The organism is Streptomyces canus (assembly GCF_030816965.1).
GTDB classification, from domain to species: Bacteria; Actinomycetota; Actinomycetes; order Streptomycetales; family Streptomycetaceae; genus Streptomyces; species Streptomyces canus_E.
Genome location: NZ_JAUSYQ010000002.1, coordinates 5633436 through 5655874, shown reverse-complemented (window position 1 = coordinate 5655874; position 22439 = coordinate 5633436). Strand labels below are relative to the sequence as shown.

Annotated in this window: 16 protein-coding genes and 2 pseudogenes; 3 read left to right on the top strand and 15 right to left on the bottom strand. The window is 71.4% G+C overall.

Translation table 11 applies throughout. The features are described from left to right. Positions 1-212: 212 nt before the first annotated feature. The 6 genes from QF027_RS27095 to bldG all read right to left on the bottom strand — a co-directional run bounded on the left by QF027_RS27095 (position 213) and on the right by bldG (position 8976). Positions 213-2651, bottom strand: coding sequence for a protein kinase domain-containing protein (locus QF027_RS27095; RefSeq protein WP_307077626.1), 2439 nt, complete (start codon positions 2649-2651; stop codon positions 213-215). 197 nt (positions 2652-2848) lie between these two features. Then, entirely contained in the window at positions 2849-4375 is a 1527-nt protein-coding gene (locus QF027_RS27090; RefSeq protein ID WP_306978297.1) for a DUF7059 domain-containing protein, read from the bottom strand. A 191-nt stretch (positions 4376-4566) separates the two neighbouring features. Beyond that, entirely contained in the window at positions 4567-5166 is a 600-nt protein-coding gene (locus tag QF027_RS27085; RefSeq protein ID WP_307077624.1) for a small secreted protein, read from the bottom strand. A 214-nt stretch (positions 5167-5380) separates the two neighbouring features. Continuing rightward, positions 5381-7789 carry a sodium-translocating pyrophosphatase gene (locus QF027_RS27080; RefSeq protein ID WP_306978300.1) on the bottom strand — a complete coding sequence of 803 codons (2409 nt, stop codon included), beginning with the start codon at positions 7787-7789 and terminating at the stop codon, positions 5381-5383. A 287-nt stretch (positions 7790-8076) separates the two neighbouring features. Beyond that, positions 8077-8514 (bottom strand): ATP-binding protein, encoded by a 438-nt coding sequence (locus QF027_RS27075; RefSeq protein ID WP_266561700.1) that lies wholly within the window; start codon positions 8512-8514, stop codon positions 8077-8079. A 120-nt stretch (positions 8515-8634) separates the two neighbouring features. After that, positions 8635-8976: an anti-sigma factor antagonist BldG gene (gene bldG / locus QF027_RS27070; protein WP_006132569.1), complete on the bottom strand. Its 342-nt coding sequence runs from the start codon at positions 8974-8976 to the stop codon at positions 8635-8637. Positions 8977-9056: 80 nt separating this feature from the next. On the opposite strand from bldG, the gene QF027_RS27065 reads away from it, so the two are divergent. Further along, positions 9057-11552, top strand: coding sequence for a DEAD/DEAH box helicase (locus QF027_RS27065; protein ID WP_307077622.1), 2496 nt, complete (start codon positions 9057-9059; stop codon positions 11550-11552). A gap of 223 nt (positions 11553-11775) precedes the next feature. Here the strand turns inward: QF027_RS27065 and QF027_RS27060 are convergent, their stop codons facing one another. The 7 genes and pseudogenes from QF027_RS27060 to ssd form a co-directional block, all read right to left on the bottom strand. Beyond that, positions 11776-12246, bottom strand: coding sequence for an Rv3654c family TadE-like protein (locus QF027_RS27060; protein WP_307082504.1), 471 nt, complete (start codon positions 12244-12246; stop codon positions 11776-11778). A gap of 239 nt (positions 12247-12485) precedes the next feature. After that, positions 12486-12851, bottom strand: a complete 366-nt coding sequence (locus QF027_RS27055; RefSeq protein WP_306978320.1) for a TadE family type IV pilus minor pilin — start codon at positions 12849-12851, stop codon at positions 12486-12488. Further along, entirely contained in the window at positions 12838-13059 is a 222-nt protein-coding gene (locus tag QF027_RS27050; protein ID WP_306978322.1) for a DUF4244 domain-containing protein, read from the bottom strand. The genes QF027_RS27055 and QF027_RS27050 overlap by 14 nt, the downstream gene beginning before the upstream one ends. Before the next feature lie 76 nt (positions 13060-13135). Next, on the bottom strand, positions 13136-13924 hold the full coding sequence (locus QF027_RS27045) for a type II secretion system F family protein (RefSeq protein ID WP_307077619.1): 789 nt from the start codon (positions 13922-13924) through the stop codon (positions 13136-13138). Continuing rightward, the gene (locus tag QF027_RS27040; protein ID WP_373432046.1) at positions 13921-14850 is read right to left on the bottom strand and encodes a type II secretion system F family protein; all 930 of its coding nucleotides are present in this window, start codon (positions 14848-14850) and stop codon (positions 13921-13923) included. Before QF027_RS27040 ends, QF027_RS27045 begins: the two co-directional genes overlap by 4 nt. Before the next feature lie 69 nt (positions 14851-14919). Next, positions 14920-16092, bottom strand: a complete 1173-nt coding sequence (locus QF027_RS27035) for a TadA family conjugal transfer-associated ATPase (protein ID WP_307082500.1) — start codon at positions 16090-16092, stop codon at positions 14920-14922. Between the two features lie 185 nt (positions 16093-16277). Beyond that, a pseudogene (ssd, locus tag QF027_RS27030) lies at positions 16278-17391 on the bottom strand (septum site-determining protein Ssd). Between the two features lie 610 nt (positions 17392-18001). On the opposite strand from ssd, the gene QF027_RS27025 reads away from it, so the two are divergent. After that, positions 18002-18835, top strand: coding sequence for an HAD family hydrolase (locus tag QF027_RS27025; protein WP_306978328.1), 834 nt, complete (start codon positions 18002-18004; stop codon positions 18833-18835). 335 nt (positions 18836-19170) lie between these two features. Here QF027_RS27025 and QF027_RS27020 read toward each other — a convergent pair. Beyond that, a pseudogene (locus QF027_RS27020) lies at positions 19171-19996 on the bottom strand (oxidoreductase). 101 nt (positions 19997-20097) lie between these two features. Between QF027_RS27020 and QF027_RS27015 the strand changes: the two are divergent. Next, positions 20098-21084 carry an ATP-binding protein gene (locus QF027_RS27015; protein ID WP_306978331.1) on the top strand — a complete coding sequence of 329 codons (987 nt, stop codon included), beginning with the start codon at positions 20098-20100 and terminating at the stop codon, positions 21082-21084. 23 nt (positions 21085-21107) lie between these two features. Here QF027_RS27015 and QF027_RS27010 read toward each other — a convergent pair whose 3' ends face one another. Continuing rightward, complete coding sequence (locus QF027_RS27010; RefSeq protein WP_306978333.1) at positions 21108-22385, bottom strand: hypothetical protein; 1278 nt, start codon at positions 22383-22385, stop codon at positions 21108-21110. Between the last annotated feature and the right edge of the window lie 54 nt (positions 22386-22439).

Genomic DNA, 22439 nt, shown 5'->3' with positions numbered 1-22439 from the left:
GGCACGCGCGGGCGGCGGACAGACGAACCCCGGGTGAACGCCGCACCGACACGACCGCGGACTCCCCCGGACCGGTCACCGGCCGAGCGCCGGATCGCCACCCCGGCCCTCCCGGTCGGTCACGGAACCCGTCCGGTTCTCGCCCGGCTCTCGCTCGGATCCCGCGCTTCTCCGAGGGGGGCGACCGGATTCGGCGCGGAAACCGACCGGATTCAGACCGCGCCGGGCGGGGGTATCTTCCCGCTCGACTTCTTGTTGTCGGTCAGGCTGACCGTGCACACGATCTTGTTGAATCCCTTCTTCCAGTCGTCCTCGTCGGCCACCCAGCCGTACACGAGACGCTCCTGGCCAGGCGCCCAAATCGACTTGAATCTGTTGCCGCACAACTTGGTCGCGTTGTCGGTGCCCTTCTTGTAGCTCATTCCGGCCGGGGCCTGAACAGTGCCGATGACCTGGTCCGTGTGGGCTTTCGAGCAGTCGGTGAGCGGAGCCTTGTAGCCGTCGTCGAGCTGCTGGTAGACCCAGCAGTCGCCGACACTCATCTGACCCACCCACAAGTCGGTGCCCAGGTCCCGGAAGCGGCCGACCTCACCGCCTATCGCGGCATGGCGGCCGAGTACGAGACATGCCGTACCGCTGCCCGCCGCACCGAAGCCCTCCTCGGTCGGCACGACGGCGTACCCGGCCGCGTCCGGCAGCGCGTCCACGACGGCCCGGCTCAGGTTGGCGCAGCGTTTCGCGCCCTGGGCCTTGGCGTCGGCGAAGTCGGCGGCCGTGTCGACGGCCACCACCTGGCCGTCCGGCCAGTCGTCCGCGCAGTCCACGACCCCCAGGTTCGGCGCCGACTTGAACGGCGTCCCCGACCAGACCGCCTGCACGCAGTCCCCGGTCTCGAGGGGCTCCTCGAGCCCGACCACCTCGCCGTACGGCAGTACGGGCCCGATGGGCGACGCCCCCTGTGGCGAACTTGCGCTGGTGCTCGGCGAGGACTTGGTCGCCGTGTCCTTCCTGCCATCGTCCCCGGTCAGCGCCACGACTCCCCACGCACCGCCTGTGACGACGAGGAGCACACCGAGGACGAGGGCGACGAGCGCGAGGCGTTTTTTGGCGGCGGGGCGCGGCGGGGGCGGGGCCGGGGCCGGGGCCGGCGAGAACGGCGCCCGTCCTCCGAGTCCGCCAGGACCGGCAGGCCCGCCGAAGGAGGTGGGTGCGCCGGCGACGGTGGGACTGCCGGGCGCACCCGAGCCGCCGTACCCGGCGGGCGTCCCGCTCCCGTACGGCTGCGAGGAGCCACCGCCCGAGTACGGCGCCGAATCTCCACCGCCGTAGGGGGAGCCGGGACCACCGCCGCCGTACGGTGAGCCCGGACCACCGCCGCCGTACGGTGAGCTCGCACCACCGCTGCCGTACGGTGAGCCCGGACCACCGCCGCCGTACGGTGACGAGGAGCCCCCGCTCGCATACGGCGAACCCGCCCCCTGCGCATACGGGTTGCCCGGTTCCGGCGCCTGCCCTGCCGCGGGCGGCCATGGGCTGTACGGCGGCGTCGAGCCGGGTGTCGCCCCCGGCGTGGCCGGTTCCCCGGGGCCGGGGCGCGTGTCTTCCGGACCGCCGTCTCCGGCCGCGCCCACCGGAGTGTGCGGCGATTGTGGAGTTCCCGGCGCCGGCCCCCAGCGACCGACAGGCGGCCCGAACCCTGCCGCCGAGGAGCCGTACCCCGACCCCGCCGCACCCCCGGCGCCCCAGCCCCCTTGCACGACCCGCTCCAGCCCCCGCTTCACCGTCTCCGGTGAGAACCTGCGCACGGGATCCTTGACCAGCAACCCCAGCAGCACCGGTGTGAGTTCACCGGCCCGGACGGGCGGGGTGGGATCCTCGCCCAGCAGGGCCGTCAGCGTGGCGAAGTCGCCGTGGCGGTCGAAGGGCCCGCGGCCCTCGACAGTGGCGTACAGCGTGGCGCCCAGGGAGAACAGGTCGGCAGCCGGGGTGGGCGGTTCGCCCCGGGCGCGCTCCGGCGCGAGATAGCCGGGGGTGCCGAGGATGCCCGCGGTCGCGGTGAGACGGGGCTCGCGGGACTCGGGCCGGAGGGCGATGCCGTAGTCGGTGAGCAGCACGCGCGCGTAGGGATCGCCCGAAGCGTCCGGCGCCAGAAGGATGTTGGCCGGTTTCACATCCCTGTGGAGGATGCCGACGCGGTGCCCCGCGGTGAGGGCGTCGAGGACGGCGAGGCCGATGCGGGCCGCCTGCTCGGGCGACAGCGGCCCGGAACGCCGTACGACCGCCTGGAGGTCGACCGCGTCCGGCACGTGCTCCATGACGATCCACGGCAGCCCCTCGTGGACCACCACGTCGTGCACCGTCGCCACATGTGGATGGCCGCGCAGCCGGGCCGCGTGCCGGGCCTCGCTGCGGGCCCGGGCAATGCTCCCCCACTCTCGGCTTCGCTCGAGCGGGGGGACCCCCACGGCCGCTTCGCCCGCGTCCATAGGCGTGTCCGGAACCGCGATCTCCTTCATCGCGACCTCGCAGTCCAGCTCCTCGTCGTAGGCCAGCCAGACCCGGCCCATGCCGCCAGCGCCGAGTGTCCGCAGCAGCCGGTAGCGGCCGTTGATGGTCCTGCCTTCACCCTGATCCGGCGTCTCCCCCGCCATCACGCCTCCCCCCGAGACCCGGGCACCGGGTCCGAGACAGCGCGTCTCCCCCGAGAACGCGTCAGCTCTGTCTCTCGAAGGTAGCTTCGCACCTGCCACTGACAGGAGCCCTTTTCCGTGGCAATCCCGTCAGAGCGGACACAGGGGCCTCAGGAGGTCGAGTCCGCCTCAGCCGCGGCCGGCCGGCCGGCGTCAGGTCACGCGGGCTCCAGGAACCCCTGCTCCACCAGCAGCCGGATCTGCGCGGGCGTACGGTCGCGCAGCATGACCGGGTCCTCGTCCATGAGCTGGGCGATCGCGTCGAGAATGCGGCCCGCGCTCAGCGAGCCGTCGCACACACCGGCGAAGCCCGCCCCGACGGTGTCCACCTTCGTGGCCCGGCGCATCCCGCGGTGCTGACGCAGCACCACGTGCTCCGGGTCCTCCGCGCCGGGCAGCCCGACCTGCTCCTGGATGATCTCGGGCGCGAGCCTGAAGTGGGCCTCCAGCAGGGCCGCGTCGTCGTGGGCGCGCAGGTAGTCGAGGCGTTCGAAGTGCGCCCTGACGGTGTCGCCGAGAGGCTGCTCGACCGGGTGCGGCCACTCCTCCACGGTGATCGAGGGCACGGCGGAGCCCGTCCTGCGCAGGGTGATCCAGCCGAAGCCGACGGCCCGCACCTTGCGCGCCTCGAACTCGTCCAGCCAGGCGTCGTAGAGCGCCTGGTACTCGGCCGGGTCGCCCCGGTGGTCACCGGCGTCCCTGAGCCACAGCTCGGCGTACTGCGTGACGTCCTGCACCTCGCGCTGCACGACCCACGCGTCGCACCCGCGCGGCACCCACGACCTGAGCCTGTCCTGCCAGTCCTCTCCCTCGACGTGCTGCCAGTTGGCGAGGAACTGCGCGAACCCGCCCTCGTTGAGCAGCTCTCCCGCCCCCTGGACGACCGAGCGGCACAGATCGTCCCCGCCCATCCCCCCGTCGCGATACGTCAGCCGCGCGCCCGGCGAGATCACGAAGGGCGGGTTCGACACGATCAGGTCGTACGTCTCCCCCTGCTTGAGTGGCTCGAACAGCGAGCCCTCCCGCAGATCGGCCGCCGGGGCTCCGGACAGCGCCAGCGTGAGCGCGGTGATGTGCAGCGCGCGCGAGTTGAGGTCGGTCGCCGTCACGCGCGTGGCGTGCTGTACGGCGTGCAGGGCCTGGATCCCGGAGCCGGTACCGAGGTCGAGGGCTGAGGCGACGGGGGTACGGACGGTAAGGCCGGCCAGGGTCGTGGAGGCACCGCCGACTCCGAGGACGACACCCTCGTCACGGTTGCCGATGCCGCCCGCGCCGCCGACCGCACAGCCGAGGTCCGACACGATGAACCAGTCCTCGCCGCCGGGTCCGCCGTACGGCCGTACGTCCACCGTCGCGGCCACCTCAGCGCTGCCGACACGGACCAGCCAGCCGCTCTCCAGACACGCGTCGACGGGCATCACGTCCGCCACGCGCGCGTGGGGCACCGGCTGCTGAAGGAGGAACAGGCGTACGAGCACCGCCAGCGGGGCGTCCCCGCGGGTCGCCCGGAGCGCGGGCACGGTCTCGCTGCGCGCGAGCGCCGCGTACGCGGGCGCGCCGAGCAGCTCTAGCAGCCCGTCTGCGGTGAAGGAGGCCCCGATCAGGGCGTCCCGCAACTGGGCGGTGACGTCGGGACGGCCGGAGGCGGGGGCGGCGGGCAGCGTGGGCAGGCTGGAGGTACTCACGCCCCCATTGTGGCCCGCGCCCGCCGCGCCGCACGCCTTACCGAGCCACTCGCGGCGCCGCTCAGCCACCGCGGCCGGTGCGGACGCCGAGCCGTCGGTGAACGGCGAAGGCGACGCCCGCCCTCATGCAGTGAGGCGGGAACGGGCGCACCACGGCGCGGCCGCTCGGTCGTCGGCAGACCGGAGTGCGCTCAGCTGTCCGTCGCCGGTGCGGAGGCTCCTGGCGACGTCGCGGCCTGCTTGCAGCCCGACTGCTCGGACAGTGCCTGCTTGGTGTCGCCCGACTCCAGGTCCTTCAGCGCGGCGAGCGCGGTCTGGCGCTGTGTCTCCACCTTCTTCATCTCGGCCGAGACATCCTTGAGGCCCGTCGCGAACTTCGCCTGGTCCTTGGTGTTGAGCCCGTCCACCTGCGTCTTCATGTCGGCATAGGCGGCCGAGAGGGCCGTGAGCTGCTTGACGGCGGCCTGGAGCTTCTTCTCACCGTCCTCGGCACCGGGAGGCGCTCCGGCGGTGCGGATGACCGTGGCGCGCGCCTTGTAGCCGTCGGACAGGTCCTGGAAGGCCTGGGAGTCGGCCTTCTGGAGCTCCGCCGGGGTGCTCTCGGTGTCCTCGGCCGCCTTGGTGATCGCGTCGTAGGCCGCCGTGATCTTCTTGTTCTGGGCCGGCACCAGGTCACAGACCTTCTTGGCCCAGGCGTCGAGTTCCTTGTTGTCCTCGCTGCCACTGCATCCCGTCAGCGCCAGTACCAGTACCGCACCGCCGGACAGTGCGGCCGCGAGCTTCTTGTTCACCGGATCGGTCCCTTCCGTGGCCTCTCAGCCCCCGGACCTTACACAGCACACGCACCGCACCCGCGCACCGGATACTACATATGGGTCCCTTTGTGAGGTTTTGCACCGGGAGAGAGAAGCCTCACGGCCGAGAGGCGCGCATGCACAGGGCGGGCGGGCGGCGCATGAACGCGCGCCTCCCGCCCGCCCCTTGAGCTGGGCCTCGTGCCAGAACCTACGAAACCACCGCGGGATCCGCCGACTTGGCCACCTTCTTCTCGTTGTCTTCGTCACCCACGGCGATGCCGCGCCGCTTGGAGACGTAGACCGCGCCGGCGATCACGAGGAACGCGAGGACGGCGACGAAGATCCGTACGCCGATGCTCTTGTCCTCGCCGTAACTGAACTTGATCACCGCCGGGGCGATCAACAGCGCCACCAGGTTCATCACCTTCAGCAGCGGGTTGATCGCGGGCCCTGCGGTGTCCTTGAAGGGGTCGCCGACGGTGTCGCCGATCACCGTCGCGGCATGGGCCTCGCTGCCCTTGCCGCCGTGGTGACCGTCCTCGACGAGCTTCTTGGCGTTGTCCCAGGCACCGCCGGAGTTCGCCAGGAACACCGCCATCAGCGTGCCGGCGCCGATCGCACCCGCCAGGAACGACCCGAGCGCGCCGACGCCGAGCGTGAACCCGATGAAAATCGGCGCCATCACGGCGAGCAGACCGGGTGTGGTGAGTTCCCGCAGGGCGTCCTTGGTGCAGATGTCGACGACCTTGCCGTACTCCGGCTCCTCGCTGTAGTCCATGATCCCGGGATGGTCGCGGAACTGCCGCCGCACCTCGTACACCACGGAACCCGCCGACCTCGACACGGCGTTGATCGCCAGCCCCGAGAAGAGGAAGACGACCGCCGCGCCGGCGATCAGGCCGACGAGGTTGTTGGGCTGCGAGATGTCCATCATCAGGCTCATCGGCGCGCCGTCCCCGCTGAGCTTCTCGCCGACGTCCTGCGCGCCGGTCGTGATGGCGTCACGGTACGACCCGAAGAGCGCCGCTGCCGCGAGGACCGCGGTGGCGATGGCGATGCCTTTGGTGATGGCCTTGGTGGTGTTGCCGACGGCGTCCAGGTTGGTGAGCACCTGCGCGCCCGCGCCCTCGACGTCGCCGGACATCTCGGCGATGCCCTGCGCGTTGTCGGAGACCGGCCCGAAGGTGTCCATGGCGACGATCACACCGACCGTGGTGAGCAGACCGGTGCCCGCCAGCGCCACCGCGAACAGGGCCAGCATGATCGACGTACCGCCGAGCAGGAACGCCCCGTAGACGCCGAGGCCGATCAACAGGGCGGTGTAGACGGCCGACTCGAGACCGATCGAGATACCGGCGAGGACCACGGTGGCGGGCCCCGTGAGCGAGCTCTTGCCGATGTCCTGGACCGGGCGGCGGTTGGTCTCGGTGAAGTAGCCGGTCAGTTGCTGGATGACGGCGGCGAGCAGGATGCCGATCGCCACCGCGACGAGCGCGAGGATCCGCGGGTCGCCGTCCCTGGCACTGATCGCCGTGTCGGTGACGCCGTCGAGGTCGGCGTACTTCCCCGGGAGGTAGACGAATACGGCGATCGCCACCAGCACGAGCGAGATCACCGCGGAGATGAAGAACCCGCGGTTGATCGCGGACATGCCGCTGCGGTCGGAGGGGCGCGGCGCTACCGCGAAGATGCCGATCATCGCGGTGATCACGCCGATCGCCGGGACGAGCAGCGGGAAGGCGAGTCCGGAGTCGCCGAAGGCCGCCTTGCCGAGGATCAGCGCGGCGACCAGGGTCACGGCGTACGACTCGAAGAGGTCGGCCGCCATGCCCGCGCAGTCGCCGACGTTGTCGCCCACGTTGTCGGCGATGGTCGCGGCGTTGCGCGGGTCGTCCTCCGGGATGCCCTGCTCGACCTTGCCGACCAGGTCGGCGCCGACGTCGGCGGCCTTGGTGAAGATGCCGCCGCCGACCCTCATGAACATCGCGATGAGGGCCGCGCCGAGACCGAAACCCTCCAGGACCTTCGGCGCGTCGGCCGCGTAGACCAGCACCACACAGGAGGCGCCCAGCAGACCGAGCCCCACCGTGAACATGCCGACCACGCCGCCCGTACGGAAAGCGATCTTCATGGCTTTGTGGGAGACGGCGGTGAGATCCTTTTCCGGCTCACCTTCCGCCGGAGTGGCTTCTCGCGCCGCCGCGGCCACACGCACATTGCTGCGCACCGCGAGCCACATGCCGATATAGCCGGTGGCCGCCGAGAAGGCGGCGCCGATCAAGAAGAACAGGGATCGGCCTGCGCGCTGATTCCAGTCGTCCGCGGGCAGCAGCATGAGCAGGAAGAACACAACGACGGCGAATACGCCGAGCGTGCGCAACTGGCGTGCCAGATAGGCGTTCGCGCCTTCCTGGATGGCCTTCGCGATCTTTTTCATGCTGTCGGTGCCCTCGCCGGCCGCGAGCACCTGGCGTACCAGGACCCCCGCGACCACGAGCGCCGCCAGGGCGACGACCGCGATGACCGCGATCAGCACCCGGTTGTCGTCGGTGAGCACCGCGGCCGCGAGGGTTGTTGTGGGCTGGTCCAACTGATCAGGGGTAGAAAGCCCCGCCATTCGTCCTCCTTGACGCTTGGGCTGAGCTCAAGATGTGGACGGATTGTAGGTACCCCGTCCTGATCAAAACAGGGCGCGGTAAACGGAATTCGCCTTTACAGAACCTGAAAGCAGTAATGCCCCGGGGGCATTCATGGTCGATATCTAGATCGTGAACCAATTCACGATATGCATCGCACCAGACCACTGTAGGCACAGAAAGCTCACGCCGACATGCGGAAGGGCCCCACCAGTGTGGTGGGGCCCTTCCGCATGTCGAACAGAAATCTGGTTCGAACGGGTGAAAATCAGGGGAGTACTGCGGCCGGCGGCGTGGTCGGCCAGGTCATACGGATCTGTCCGCCGTGCTCCCCTGCGGTGACCTCGACATCGTCGACAAGGCCGCTGATGACCGCGAGGCCCATCTCGTCCTCCTCGGTCTCCATGTCGGGGTCCTCACCCAGAGCGCCCGGAGCCCGGTCGCCCGGGGCCGAACGCGGCGCCTCGTCGCCGACCTCGATGGAGAACTGCTTCTCCTCCTCGATCAGCAGCACCTTGACCGGCGCGGTGATGCCGCCGCTCTGGTGCAGTCCGACGGCACGAGTGCAGGCCTCGCCGACAGCGAGTCTGACTTCGTCGAGGACGGCCTCGTCCACTCCGGACCTGCGCGCCACCGCTGCCGCCACCAGTCGGGCGGTCCTGACGTGCTCGGGCAGCGCGCTGAAACGGAGTTCAACGGTGGCCATGCGTCCCCCTCGGAACTACGGGCGTGCTGTCGGGGGACCGGGCCGCCGAAAGCCCGGACCCCTTCTCTTTTGCTTCTTCCGGCGTCCTGCTGCCGCCCCGGGCACGGGCCCGGGGACGGGTCAGTCGGTCGCCGCCACCGCTTCCTCGACCGAGGTGTGGATCGGGAACACCTTGGTGAGGCCGGTGATACGAAAGATCTTGAGAATGCGCTCCTGGTTGCAGACCAGGCGCAGCGAGCCCTCATGGGCACGCACCCGCTTCAGTCCGCCCACCAGTACGCCGAGCCCGGTGGAGTCGAGGAAGTCCACGCCCTCCATGTCGACGACAAGGTGGAAACTGCCGTCGTTCACCAGCTCGACCAGCTGCTCGCGCAGCTTGGGCGCGGTATATACGTCGATTTCGCCACCGACCCTGACGATCGTGCGATCGCCGACGGTCTCGGTCGACAGGGACAGGTCCACGGATCCTCCAGCACCTTGCTATCGAGCGGTCGCCCCTCGGGACACCTCGGCAGAGCCCCCGGGACGGTTCGCCAGCCGCGATGGCATTCAATCACTTACCGGCAGGCGTGCACGACGCCTTGGTCCCATTGTCCGCCACGCCAGTGACACACTCGGTGCCGATGGCCAAGAATCTCCGATCCGATCGACCCTCGACGGACGCCGGTCCCCGCCCCACGCCGAGCACGGTCCTGGACCGACTCGCCGCCGGGCCGAGCCGGGCTGCGCGCATCACTCATACGGAGCACTTGCCCCCACGTGAGGGTCGCCATGCCGTCTGGCCCGACCGGATCCGCTCGGAGGTCATCGCAGCCGTCCAGGCCTGCGGCATCGAGCACCCCTGGGCCCACCAGGCACGCGCGGCCGAACACGCCCTGGACGGCGAGTCGGTCGTTGTCGCCACCGGCACCGCCTCCGGCAAGTCCCTGGCGTACCTCGTGCCCGTCCTCTCCACACTCCTGGACGGCTCCGAGGCCCCGAACGGCCGCGGCGCCACCACGCTCTACCTGTCCCCGACAAAGGCCCTGGCCGCGGACCAGTGCCGCTCGGTGAAGGAACTTTCACAACCGCTCGGCAATTCTGTACGCCCCGCGGTCTACGACGGCGACACGCCGTTCGAGGAACGCGAATGGATCCGCCAGTACGCCAACTACGTGCTGACCAACCCGGACATGCTGCACCGCGGGATACTCCCGTCCCACTCCCGCTGGTCCTCCTTCCTGAAGGCGCTCAAGTACGTCGTCATCGACGAGTGCCACACCTACCGGGGCGTGTTCGGCTCGCACGTCGCCCAGGTGCTGCGTCGTCTGCGCCGCCTCTGCGCCCGCTACGGCGCCTCCCCCGTCTTCCTGCTGGCCTCCGCAACCGCCGCCGAGCCGTCGGTGGCCGCCCGCCGCCTCACCGGCCTCCCCGTGGTCGAGGTCGCCGACGACGCCTCACCGCGCGGCGAACTGGTGTTTGCCCTCTGGGAGCCCCCGCTCACCGAGATGCAAGGCGAGAAGGGCGCCCCTGTTCGCCGTACGGCCACCGCCGAGACGGCCGATCTCCTCACGGATCTCGCCGTGCAGGGCGTGCGCTCGGTCGCCTTCGTCCGCTCCCGGCGCGGCGCCGAGCTGATCTCCGTGATCGCCCAGGAGCGGCTGGCGGAGGTCGACCGCTCCCTGGCCCGCCGTGTCGCGGCGTACCGCGGCGGCTATCTCCCGGAGGAACGCCGCGCCCTGGAACAGGCTCTGCATTCAGGTGAGTTGCTGGGCCTGGCCGCCACAACCGCCCTGGAACTCGGCATCGACGTCTCGGGGCTGGACGCCGTGCTGATCTCCGGCTACCCCGGCACACGCGCGTCCCTGTGGCAGCAGGCAGGGCGGGCGGGTCGAGCCGGCCAGGGGGCGCTGGCGATCCTGGTGGCCCGCGACGACCCCCTGGACACCTTCCTCGTCCATCACCCCGAGGCCCTCTTCGACCAGCCGGTGGAGTCCACGGTCCTGGATCCCGACAACCCGTACGTCCTCGCCCCGCACCTGTGCGTGGCAGCGGCGGAACTGCCGTTGACGGACGAGGACATGGAGTTGTTCGGGCCGGAGACCGAGAGCTTGCTGGGGCAGCTGGAGTCCGCGAAGCTCCTGCGCCGCCGCACCAAGGCCTGGCACTGGACCCGTCGGGAGCGGGCCGCCGACCTCACCGACATCCGCGGCGAGGGCGGTCGCCCCGTCCAGATCGTCGAGTCGGGCACGGGCCGCCTCCTCGGCACGGTGGACGCGGGCTCCGCCCACACCGCCGTCCACGAGGGCGCGGTCCACCTCCATCAGGGCCGTACGTACCTGGTCCGGTCGCTGGACCTGGAGGACTCGGTGGCACTGGTCGAGGAGGCGAACCCGTCGTATTCGACGGTCGCCCGCGACACGACGTCCATCGCCGTTCTGGAGACGGACGTAGAAGTCCCCTGGGGCGAGGGCAGGTTGTGCTACGGCTCCGTCGAGGTCACCAACCAGGTGGTCTCCTTCCTCCGTAGACGTCTGATCACAGGTGAAGTGCTCGGCGAGACGAAACTCGACCTCCCTCCTCGTACGCTCCGCACGCGCGCGGTGTGGTGGACGGTCACCGAGGACCAGCTCGACGAGGCCCGGATCAACCCGGAGATCCTCGGCGGCGCCCTGCACGCCGCCGAGCACGCCTCGATCGGCCTGCTGCCCCTCTTCGCGACCTGCGACCGCTGGGACATCGGCGGCGTGTCGATCCCCCTCCACCCCGACACGCTGCTCCCCACGGTCTTCGTCTACGACGGTCACCCGGGCGGAGCGGGCTTCGCGGAGCGTGCCTTCCACACCGCCCGGGCCTGGCTCACCGCCACCCGCCAGGCCATCGCCTCCTGCGAGTGCGACGCCGGCTGTCCGTCCTGCATCCAGTCCCCCAAGTGCGGCAACGGCAACGACCCGCTGCACAAGAGGGGGGCGGTACGACTGCTCACGGTGCTGTTGCGGGGGGCGCCGGAGGCGGGGGCGGAGGCGGAGCCTCCCGGGCTGCCGAAGGAGAGGCCCTAGCCTGGCCTCACCGGGGTGCCGATGGAGCGAACGGCGTCGGGAGCACCTCGGGACGCCGACGAAGAACCCGGGCCCGGGCCGCACCGGGATGCCGACGGAGAACCCGGGCCCGGGCCGCACCAGGATGCCGCCGGAGAACCCGGGCCCTGGCTGCGCCGGGGCGCCGACGGCGGACCCGAGCCCTGACCTCACCAGGCACCGACCGAGAACCCGAGCCCTGACCTCACCAGGGCACCGAGCGAGTCAGCGGCTTCTCACCACCCAGGGACCCCGGGACCGGGGCCCCAGGAGCCGCCGGACCGCCAGGACGCGGCGCCCCCTGGGATTCCGGCGGGAGCGGAGCCTGTGACGTAACCGGTCCCGCCGGCCCCGCCCGTGCCCTGACCTCCGCCGTGAACGGCCCCCGCCCCGAGGCCGCCGTCACGTCCGAGATCTCGCCGACCATCGCGCACCGCACGAGCCGCGCGCCCTGGTCCCGCGCCACCCCTTCCGCCCGGGCGCAGGCCACCACGGGCCCGTCGGCCCAGTGGTCCGCCGCGGCCAGCGCCGCGAGATCGGCGCCCCCGGCCGCCCGATGCCGTACGACGACGGCCTGCCCGAGGGCCAGCACGACCCCGAACACCACGCACAGCACCGCGATGGCACCGACACTCCAGACGGTGGCGGAACCACGGTCCGAACGGGCGGCGGTCAGGTGGGCGCCGGCGAACCGGGCGACGGCGCGGCGGAATCCGGTGAGGCCGGCTTCGGCGAACCGGGCTTTAGCCGACCGCGCGGCGGGGGGCCGCGCAACCGCAACCCCGCACTCCGAGGATCCGCTCCTCTTCGAACCGCCGCTCGCTTCCGCGAACCGGGCTTTCGCCGACCGCGCGGCGGGGGGCCGCGCAACCGCAACCCCGCACTCCGAGGATCCGCTCCTCTTCGAACCGCCGCTCATCCTCCTTCCCCCACCGTCTCCTCCGCCCATGCGACGGCCTCCTCCCGCACCTCGAAGGGCAGGCCGTGCAACGCGGGCGGCTTGGCCACGACGACCACGCGGACCCGGTCACCCTCCCGGCGGACCGTCACCTTGGCGTCGCGCGGTGCCGTGTCCCGGGCCACCTGGACGACCGCCTCGGCAGGCTCCTGACGGGCCGCCGCGCGGGCGCCGGTCCTGGCGGCGTCCACGCACTGGATCTGCGCGGCCACCACGAGCAGCCCCCACACCAGCGCCATCGCGAACATCACCAGCACGGGCAGCACCATGGCCGACTCCGCCGTCACGAACCCCTGGTCTCCCGCCCTTTCACGCCTTCGCATCGAGGGCCCGTTTCACGATGGCCTGGAGTTCCGCGCTGACGGCCCCGCTCGTCACCACCTTGTAGAGCACCACCGCGAACGCCACCGCAGCGACGATCCCCATCGCGTACTCGGACGTCACCATCCCCCTGTCCTCGCGCATCGACCGCGCCCCGCTCATCGTCCTGGACACCAAGGCACGCACCCGCGCCCATACCGCCTTGTACATCTCAACCCCCGTAAGGATCAGTTCTGTTGAACAACCGCCTGACTTGCTCGTTCGCCGGATCACCGGCCGCCGACCGTCATCGCCCACCCCCTCCCAGCACTCCACCCGCGAGTCCGATCACGATCGGCAGCACGCCGACGGCGATGAACGCGGGCAGGAAACACAGCCCCACCGGCGCGGTGACCAGCACGGCCGCCCGCCGGGCCCGGGCCGTCGCGGTGCGCCCCCAGTCGGCGCGAGCGTCCGCCGCGAGCGCGCCAGCCGGTCCGGCCGCGGGCAGCCCTGTCACATCCGCGCGTTCCAGCAGCCGCGCCAGCGCCCCGGCGCCCGGTGTCGAGGCGAGCCTCCGCCACGCCTCGCCCGGTTCGCCGCCGAGCCGTACCTCCGCCGCCCCGCGCGCGAGTCCCTCACCCACGGGACCGCCCAGCGCCTCACCCACGGCCTGGGCCGCGATCACGGGACCGGCGCCCGCCGCGATGCAAGCGGCGAGCAAGTCGGCGGCGAGCGGCAGTTGCCGGGCCGCCTCGCGCGTGTCGGGCTCCTCGGCGCCCACGCCGGCCGTCTGCCGTAGCCGCCACCGCCACAAGCCCGCCGCGACGACCAGTCCGACCACGACACCGGCGACTCCGCCGACCAGCACCCAGCACGCACACCCCACGCCGACCACGGGCAGCCACCGCCGCACGAGATCCCGAGCCTCGAACCGCGGGTCCTCGACCGTGGTCTGCGCAACGGCCAGCAACTCTGTGAGCCGCCGCCGCACTCTGCGCTCATGCCGCGCCGCCGCGGCCCAGCGGGCGAGCCAGGCGATCACCAGTGCCGCACCCACAACCGCCCCCAGCCTGTGGACAACTTCCGCGTTCATGCCGCCTCGGCTCCCCGGACGATCCTCGTCGCCCACCACATCCCGACGCCCTCCAGCAGGCCGCCGACCAACAGGCAGCCCAGCCCGGAGCCGGTGTGCAGAAGGACGTGCAGGGGATCGGCACCGAGGGCGGCACCGAGGCCCAGCCCCAGCACCGGCAACGCGGCGAGCATCCATGCCGTGGACCGGGCTCCGGCCAACTGGGCGCGCAAGTCGGCTCGTTGGTCCCGATCGGCCCGCAGCGCGCCTTCGAGCCGATCGAGCCCGGCCGCGAGCCCCGCGCCCTGGTCCACGGCCACCCGCCAGCACGCGGCAAGCCCCAGCAGCCCCTCGGCCCCAGGCCGCCGAGCCGCCGCCGCGAGCGCCCCCGGAACATCCCCACCGAACCTGGCCGCCGCCAACACAGCGGCCTGCGTCTCCCCGAGCCCACCGAACTCCGGCGCTCCAGGACCGAACCCACCCGATCCGGCCCCGCCGACCCCCGTGCCCTCGAAGTCCCGCACAGCCCGCACCAGCGCCTCTCCCGGCTGCCGCCCCGCGCGCACCTCCCCGGCGACCATCGCGCAGAGCGCGATCACCTCGTCCGCCCGCCGATCACGCACTCGGCGCTCCGTCCGGGCCAGCCGCACCCGCCGCAGCAACGGCACCCCGGCGGCTCCCGCGAGGACCGGCAGCACCGAGGACCCCAGCCCGGCGATCACCAGGCCTGCGGCCGCCGCCCACCACTCGAACCCGAGTCGCCCACGAACCTGTCGCAGCTGCCCCACCAGCCGCCGCCACGGCGGAGGCGCGGCCCCCACCACCCCGCCACCCGCCAGCAGCACCTGCGCCCGCCGTGCCCCGGAACGCCGCCCGCCCCACAGCCACACGGCCACACCGAGGCACCCCACGGCCACACCCGTCGAGCCCACCGACATCTCCCTCATCCCGATCACCCCGTCCTCCCGCCGTCCGAGCCATCTCGTCGTCGTCCCCTCGCTCCGAGCCCGCCCAAGTCACCTGCCCTCCCCCGACGGCCCCCGCATCGCGGCTCCAAGCAGCCCTCGCAGCCGCTCCCACCCCCGCTCGTACGCGAACGCCTCCGCTCCCCAGCGCAGCGCCGGCACCGTCCGCACCAGCCCCGAGGAGTCCCGCTCCAGCACCCGCACCTCGGCGATCCGCCGCCGCCCGGCCCGGTCACGCACGAGATGCAGTACGACCGACAGCGCGGCCGCCAACTGGCTGTGCAGCGCGGCCCTGTCGAGCCCGGCCGCCGTGCCCAGCGCCTCGAGGCGGGCCGGCACGTCGGCCGCCGCGTTGGCGTGCACGGTCCCGCAGCCGCCCTCATGGCCCGTGTTCAACGCGGCCAGCAGATGCACCACTTCAGGCCCGCGCACCTCACCCACGACCAGCCGGTCGGGCCGCATCCGCAGCGCCTGTCGCACCAGGTCCTCAAGCGTGACGAGTCCTGCGCCCTCCTGGTTGGCGGGTCTCGTCTCCAGCCGTACGACGTGCGGATGGTCCGGCCTGAGCTCCGCCGAATCCTCCGCGAGCACGATCCGCTCGCCCGGCCCGACGAGCCCCAGCAGCGCGCTCAGCAGCGTCGTCTTTCCGGTGCCGGTCCCGCCGCTGATGAGAAAGGACAGCCGTGCGTCGAGCAGCGCCCGCAGCACCCGGTCTCCGCCCGGCGGCACCGTGCCGGCCGCGACCAGCTCGTCCAACGTGAACGCACGCGGGCGTACGACCCGCAGCGACAGGCAGGCACAGCCGACCGCGACCGGAGGAAGCACCGCGTGCAGCCGGGTCCCGTCCGGCAGCCGCGCGTCCACCCAGGGCCGCGCGTCGTCGAGGCGCCGCCCCGCCACCGCGGCGAGCCGCTGCGCGAGTCGCCGTACGGCGGCCGCGTCCGGGAAGGAGACGGCGGTCAGTTCGAGTCCGCCGCCCCGGTCCACCCAGACCCGGTCCGGCGCCGACACCAGGACATCCGTCACCGAGGGGTCGGCCAGCAACGGCTCCAAGGGCCCGCTGCCCACCAGCTCGGACCGCAACCGCTCGGCCGCGCCCAGCACTTCGGCGTCCCCGAGGACCCGTCCCTGCTCGCGCAGCGCCTGCGCCACACGGGCGGGCGTCGGTTCGGCCCCGCTCTCGGCCAGCCACTGCCGTACGCCGTCCAGCAGCCCGGGAGCCATGTCCGCATCGGCCGTCGAGGAAGCCGTACGATCACCCACCGGGACGGCCCGCAGCCCGATGGCCCCGACCGGCACCTCACCCGACCGCCGCCGCTCGACGGATCCGGTTACCGGATCACCCGTCCGCCACACCTCGGCAGAGCCGTCCCCCGCGCCGTCCGCCCACTCGACTCCCGAGAACACGCTCATGCCGCTCCCGCCTCCGCCAGCGCCCGCTCCCAGAACTCCTTGCAGAAGCGCGCGAGCGGTCCCCGCGCGGCCGCCCCCGGAGGGGAGTCGCTTTCCCCGGGGCCGCTGGAGCGCCGACTCGACCGGCACCTCGCCCAGCAGGGGCAGTCCCAGCAGGCGGGCCACCTCACGGTCGTCGAGGCCGGGTGCGTACGGGCCTCGTACCGCCACCCGCAGGTCGCGCAGGACCATGCCGACGGCGGAGGCCATGCGGCCGGCCGCGGCGACGGCGCGCAGTTCGGCGGGGACCACAAGGATCCCGAGGTCGAGCTGGGAGAGGACCTCGGCGACGCCGTCGTCGAGGCGGCGGGGCAGGTCGACGACGACCGTGCCGCCTCGGCGCCGGGCCGCGGCGAGCACCGCCCGCACGGCCTGTGGCGGGACGGCGATGCGGTCGCCGCGGTCCCAGCTCAGCACCCGCAGTGAGTGCAGCCGCGGCAGCGACTCCTCGAGGGCGCCGCCGCCGACCCGCCCGCGTGAGGCGGCGAACGCGGGCCAGCGCAGCCCCTCGGTGCTCTCGCCGCCGAGGAGCACGTCGAGTCCGCCGCCCAGCGGGTCGGCGTCCACGAGGAGGGTGCGCAGGCCCTCACGCGCGGAGGTGACGGCGAGGGCACACGCGAGCGTGGAGGCTCCGGCCCCGCCGCGGCCGCCGATGACGCCGACGGTGAGGGCGGGCCGGCCGACGCCCTCGGTGACGTCGGCGATGCGGTCGACCAGCCACTGCTCACCGTCGGGCAGCATCAGGACGTGGTCGGCGCCGATCTCGACGGCCCGTTTCCACACCCCGGAGTCGTCCTGGTCCCGGCCCACGAGCACCACTCCGCGCCGACGGGCGGCCCCGCGCACGCGCCGTGCGGCGTCGTCGCCGACCAGGACGAGCGGGGCGGCCTCCCAGCTTCCTCTGGGCTCCGGCACTCCGTGATGCACCTCCGCCTTCGCCCCGGCCGCCGCGCACAGTCGCAGCAGGTCGTCGAGCAGGTCCTCGTCCTCCGTGACGATCAACGGTCGGCCCGGTCGCCCTCCGGCGGCGGGCTGCCCCTCATGTGTGACGGCTGCGGTCACGGTCTCCATCCCCCTTCGCCGCGCCGCGCGAGGGCCCCACAAGGGCCCGCGCGGCGCCTGTCTCACGCGGCCCCTTCGGCCCCGCGATTCCCAAACATGTGAAGAACCGGCAACCGGCCTCCATATGAACGGCCGATACGAACCGGCCAAACACGCCCGACTAACCAGAACCGGCCCTGAAGTCGGCTGGAGCGGGACGTGTGGGAATCACGGTGCAGCGATCCCGGAAATCGTGTGGATCTTGGTCGATAACTGTGGACAACTCAGCGGTTGTGAATATCGCCGTCACTCATACCGGTGAGTCGCGCAGCGCCTGTGCAAAACTTCCGCAGAGCAGCGCGACGGCTACACACGGTGACGGATCATGGGCAGGCAGAGGAGACGACCGAAGCCGCCTCGAGGCAGTCGGGGGACCGCGAACAGAAGAGGAAAAACCCACCCGGACATGCGACGACCCCCACCGGGGGGGAGAGTGGGGGTCGTCTCCACGGCCGACTCGGGGGGGGAGGAGCCGGACCGGGTTAGCACGGTCGCGAACGATCCGTGACTTCCATGGTGTACCCGAGAGCCCTCTCAGGCAAACCCACGCGCCTCACCTTACGCCGAATGGGCTGCACCTATGCTCGGGGTCGTGGAAAACCACTCCTTGCCTCGCACAGCTGCCTTCTTTGACCTGGACAAGACGGTCATTGCGAAGTCGAGCACCCTCACGTTCAGCAAGTCGTTCTACCAGGGCGGGCTGATCAACCGCAGGGCCGCCTTGCGGACCGCATATGCCCAGTTCGTCTTCCTCGTCGGTGGTATGGACCACGACCAGATGGAACGCACCCGCGAGTACCTCTCCGCGCTCGTGCGTGGGTGGAACGTCCAGCAGGTCAAGGAGATCGTGGCCGAAACGCTCCATGACCTGATCGACCCGATCATCTACGACGAGGCCGCCTCCCTGATCGAGGAGCACCACACCGCCGGCCGCGACGTCGTCATCGTCTCCACGTCCGGCGCCGAGGTCGTCGAGCCGATCGGCGAACTCCTGGGCGCCGACCGGGTGGTGGCGACCCGGATGGTCGTGGGCGAGGACGGCTGTTTCACCGGGGAGGTGGAGTACTACGCGTACGGCCCGACCAAGGCCGAGGCGATCAAGGAGCTGGCGCAGTCCGAGGGATACGACCTGGAGCGCTGCTACGCCTACAGCGACTCGGCGACCGACCTGCCGATGCTCGAGGCCGTGGGCCATGCGCACGCCGTCAATCCGGACCGGACACTGCGCCGCGAGGCTCTCGCGCGCGGGTGGCCGATTCTCGATTTCCACCGGCCGGTCCGGCTCAAGCAACGGCTCCCTGGATTCGCCGTACCGCAGCGCCCGGCGCTCGTCGCGGTCGCCGCGATAGGAGCGGCGGCAGCGACGGCAGGCCTCGTCTGGTACGCGAATCGGCGACGGGCGACAGCGACCTGAGGTGATTCCACCTGCTTGACCCTGTTTGAGGACAAAAGTAAAGAACGGCGGCCAGGGGTTCCGCTTGCTCCGGTCCAGGAGTACAAAGGGGTTAACGGCCCGCGAGACCAAGGACATCCGAGAGGATCACCTTAGAAACGCATCTGGCCCCACGGACCGAGCATGGACACCGAGCACCCACGCGACGTCGACCCGTCGATTACGGGCCAGCCGCACCAGGTGACGGGCAAAGTTCCCGACCTGATGGGCAATACATCGAGGACGCTTGGTAACCCGGTGAACATGCCAGCGGCGGTACGAGTCCTCGTACCGCCGCAACTCTGTTCCAGGGGGTTTTACGCTGCCCCGCGCTGGAGCGCCTCGCACACCGCCGTCGACTCGCGCGCACCCAGTTCGATCGCGCTGCCGCAGTGGGCGATCCAGGCGGCCATGCCCTCGGGGGTGCCGGAGACGTATCCGTCGAGCGCCGCCAGATAGGCCGCACGGCCCAGTTCGGCGTGACCGACCTCCGCCGGGCAGACCGACTTGGGGTCGAGACCGCTGCCGACCAGGACGATCCGCGCGGCCGCGCGCGCAACCAGGCCGTTGTGGGACACGAAGGGTCTGAGGGCGAGGAGCTCTCCCTGCACGACGGCGGCCGAGACCAGAGCGGGGGCCGAGCTGCCCGCGATGATCAGCTCGGACAGTCCCTCCAGTCGGCCCGAGACCTCGGCCGCGCCCGGCAGGGGCAGCTCGATGAGCGGCTCGTCGACGGTCTCGCCGGCCTGACGGGGACGCCCGATCTCGTCCTCGTCGGTCGCCGCGGCGACCAGGTGCAGCCGGGCCAGCACCCGCAGGGGCGACTGCCGCCAGATGGACAGCAGTTGGCCGGCCTCGGCTGTCAGCCGCAGCGCCGCACCCATGATCCGCGCCTCACCGTCGACGCCGAAGTCGGAGCGTCGGCGCACCTCTTCGAGGGCCCAGTCCGCGCCGGACAGCGCGGCCGAGCCGCGGGCCCCGCGCAGGGCCGCCTCGGAGGTGATCTCGTTGCTGCGGCGCCCGCATGACACGGTGTCCGTAGACCCGGTCCACGGACTTGCGCACGGACTCCACGGACTCGGCCACACCGGGCAGCGAGCCCAGGGCCGCGAGCGGATCGGCGTTCGCGCCTGTCGTACTCATGAGTACGACCCTACGCAACCCAGCCGCGTACCCCTCGATGGAGTGGTCTTCTTCACGCCCATCTGTCACACACAGCTATCAGGTGACTACTCTTCGTGAACATGAAAATTGCTTTCGTCGGGAAGGGTGGCAGCGGCAAGACCACCCTGTCCTCCTTGTTCATCCGCCATCTCGCGGCCGCCGGAGCACCGGTGATCGCCGTCGACGCCGACATCAATCAGCACCTGGGGCCGGCGCTCGGCCTGGACGAGGGCCAGGCGGCGGCGCTGCCCGCCCTGGGCGAGCGGCTGCCGCTGATCAAGGAGTATCTGCGCGGCACGAACCCGCGGATCGCCTCGGCCGCGGAGATGATCAAGACCACTCCGCCCGGCGAGGGTTCGCGGCTGCTGCGGGTGCGCGAGGACAACCCGGTCTACGAGGCCTGCGCACGGGCGGTGGAACTCGACGGCCACATCGTCCGTTTGATGGTCACCGGCCCCTTCACGGACGCCGACCTGGGGGTCGCCTGCTACCACTCCAAGACGGGAGCGGTGGAGCTGTGCCTGAACCACCTCGTGGACGGGCGGGGCGAGTACGTCGTGGTGGACATGACGGCGGGCTCCGACTCCTTCGCCTCCGGCATGTTCACCCGCTTCGACATCACGTTCCTCGTCGCCGAGCCGACCCGGAAGGGGGTCTCCGTCTATCGCCAGTACAAGGAATACGCCCGCGACTTCGGCGTCGTCCTGAAGGTCGTCGGCAACAAGGTGCAGGGCCGGGACGACCTCGACTTCCTCCGCGCCGAAGTCGGGGACGACCTGCTGGTGACGGTCGGGCACTCCGACTGGGTGCGCGCCCTGGAGAAGGGCCGGCCACCCCGGTTCGCGCTCCTGGAGGACGTCAACCGCCGCGCCCTGCACCGGTTGCGGACGGCCGTCGACGCGACGTACGAGCTGCGTGACGCGGAGCGCTACACCCGGCAGATGGTGCACTTCCACCTGAAGAACGCCCAGGCCTGGGGCAATGAGCGCACGGGGGCCGACCTGGCGGCGCAGATCGACCCCTCGTTCGTGCTCGGCGAGAGTGCGGTGGCGGCCACGACCGCCTGAAGCAGCGAACAACCGACCGACGACTACTGCTGCTTGGCGGCCGACGCCCCCGGCACACCCTTCGGTGCCGGGGCCGGCCGGCCCGACATGAAGGCCGGCCAGCCCTGCTTCGGTGCCTCGCCGACGCCCAGGGCGCCCAGCTTCTCCAGGGTCTTCGGGTCCTGGGCGTCCAGCCAGTCGGCCAGCTGCCGGAAGGAGACACAGCGCACGTCGGGCTTGTTGCACACCTGCTCGACGGTCTCCTTGACGGCGCGCATGTAGGTGCCGCCGTTCCAGGACTCGAAGTGGTTTCCGATGATCAGAGGCGCGCGGTTGCCGTCGTAGGCCCGACGGAAGCCCTTGAGCAGGCCGTCTCGCATCTGGTCGCCCCAGAACTCGTACTTGCCAGGGTCGCCCTGGGTCGCGGTGCCGGACTGGTTGACCATGAAGTTGTAGTCCATTGTCAACTGCTCGTAGGAGTGCCCGGGGAAGGGCACGAGCTGCATCGACAGGTCCCACAGTCCCTGTTTCTTCTTCGGCCAGACCTGGTCGTTGACACCGCTGGTGTCATAGCGGAAGCCCAATTCGCGGGCGGCCTCCATGAAGTTCTTCTGGCCCTCCAGACAAGGGGTGCGGGCCCCGATGAGCTCCTTGTCGTAGTCGAAGGGCAGCGGGGAGGCCTTCGTCATCCCGGTGTTGGTCTTCCAGGACTTCACGAACTTCTTCGCCTGGGCGATCTCGTCCTTCCACTCCGCGACCGACCACTGGCCGACCCCACCGCCGCTGCCGCAGAAGTGGCCGTTGAAGTGGGTACCGATCTCGTTGCCCTCCAGCCACGCGAGGCGCAGCTGCTTGACGGTGTCGGCGATGCCCTGCTCGTCGTTGAAGCCGATGTCGGAGCGGCCCGGGGAGTGCTGCGGCGGCTTGTACTCGTCGCGCTTGTCCTCCGGCAGCATGTACACGCCGCTCAGGAAGTACGTCATCGTCGCGTGGTTCGCCTTGGCGACCTCACGGAAGTGGGAGAACAGCTTCTGGCTGTCCTCGCCGGCGCCGTCCCAGGAGAACACCACGAACTGCGGGGGCTTTTCGCCGGGCTTGAGGCGTTCGGCTCTGGGCAGGTGCGGCTGCGCTCCGGTGTACGCGGTGGAGCCGTCGCCGATCAGGCGGAACGCCCGCTTGGGCGGGGCCTGTCCGGGCTTCACCTTCTGCGGGCCGGCGGCGCCTCCCTCGGGGACGTCGGTGCCGGTCGCGCAACCGGCGAGCGAGGCGGCGCAGACCGCGGCGACCACGGCTCCCGCGGCGATCCTGTGGGTGGCGGCCATGTTCCGCCCACCTTCTTCCTTCTCTCGGGGCCAACGACAGCGCCGCCAAGTTCG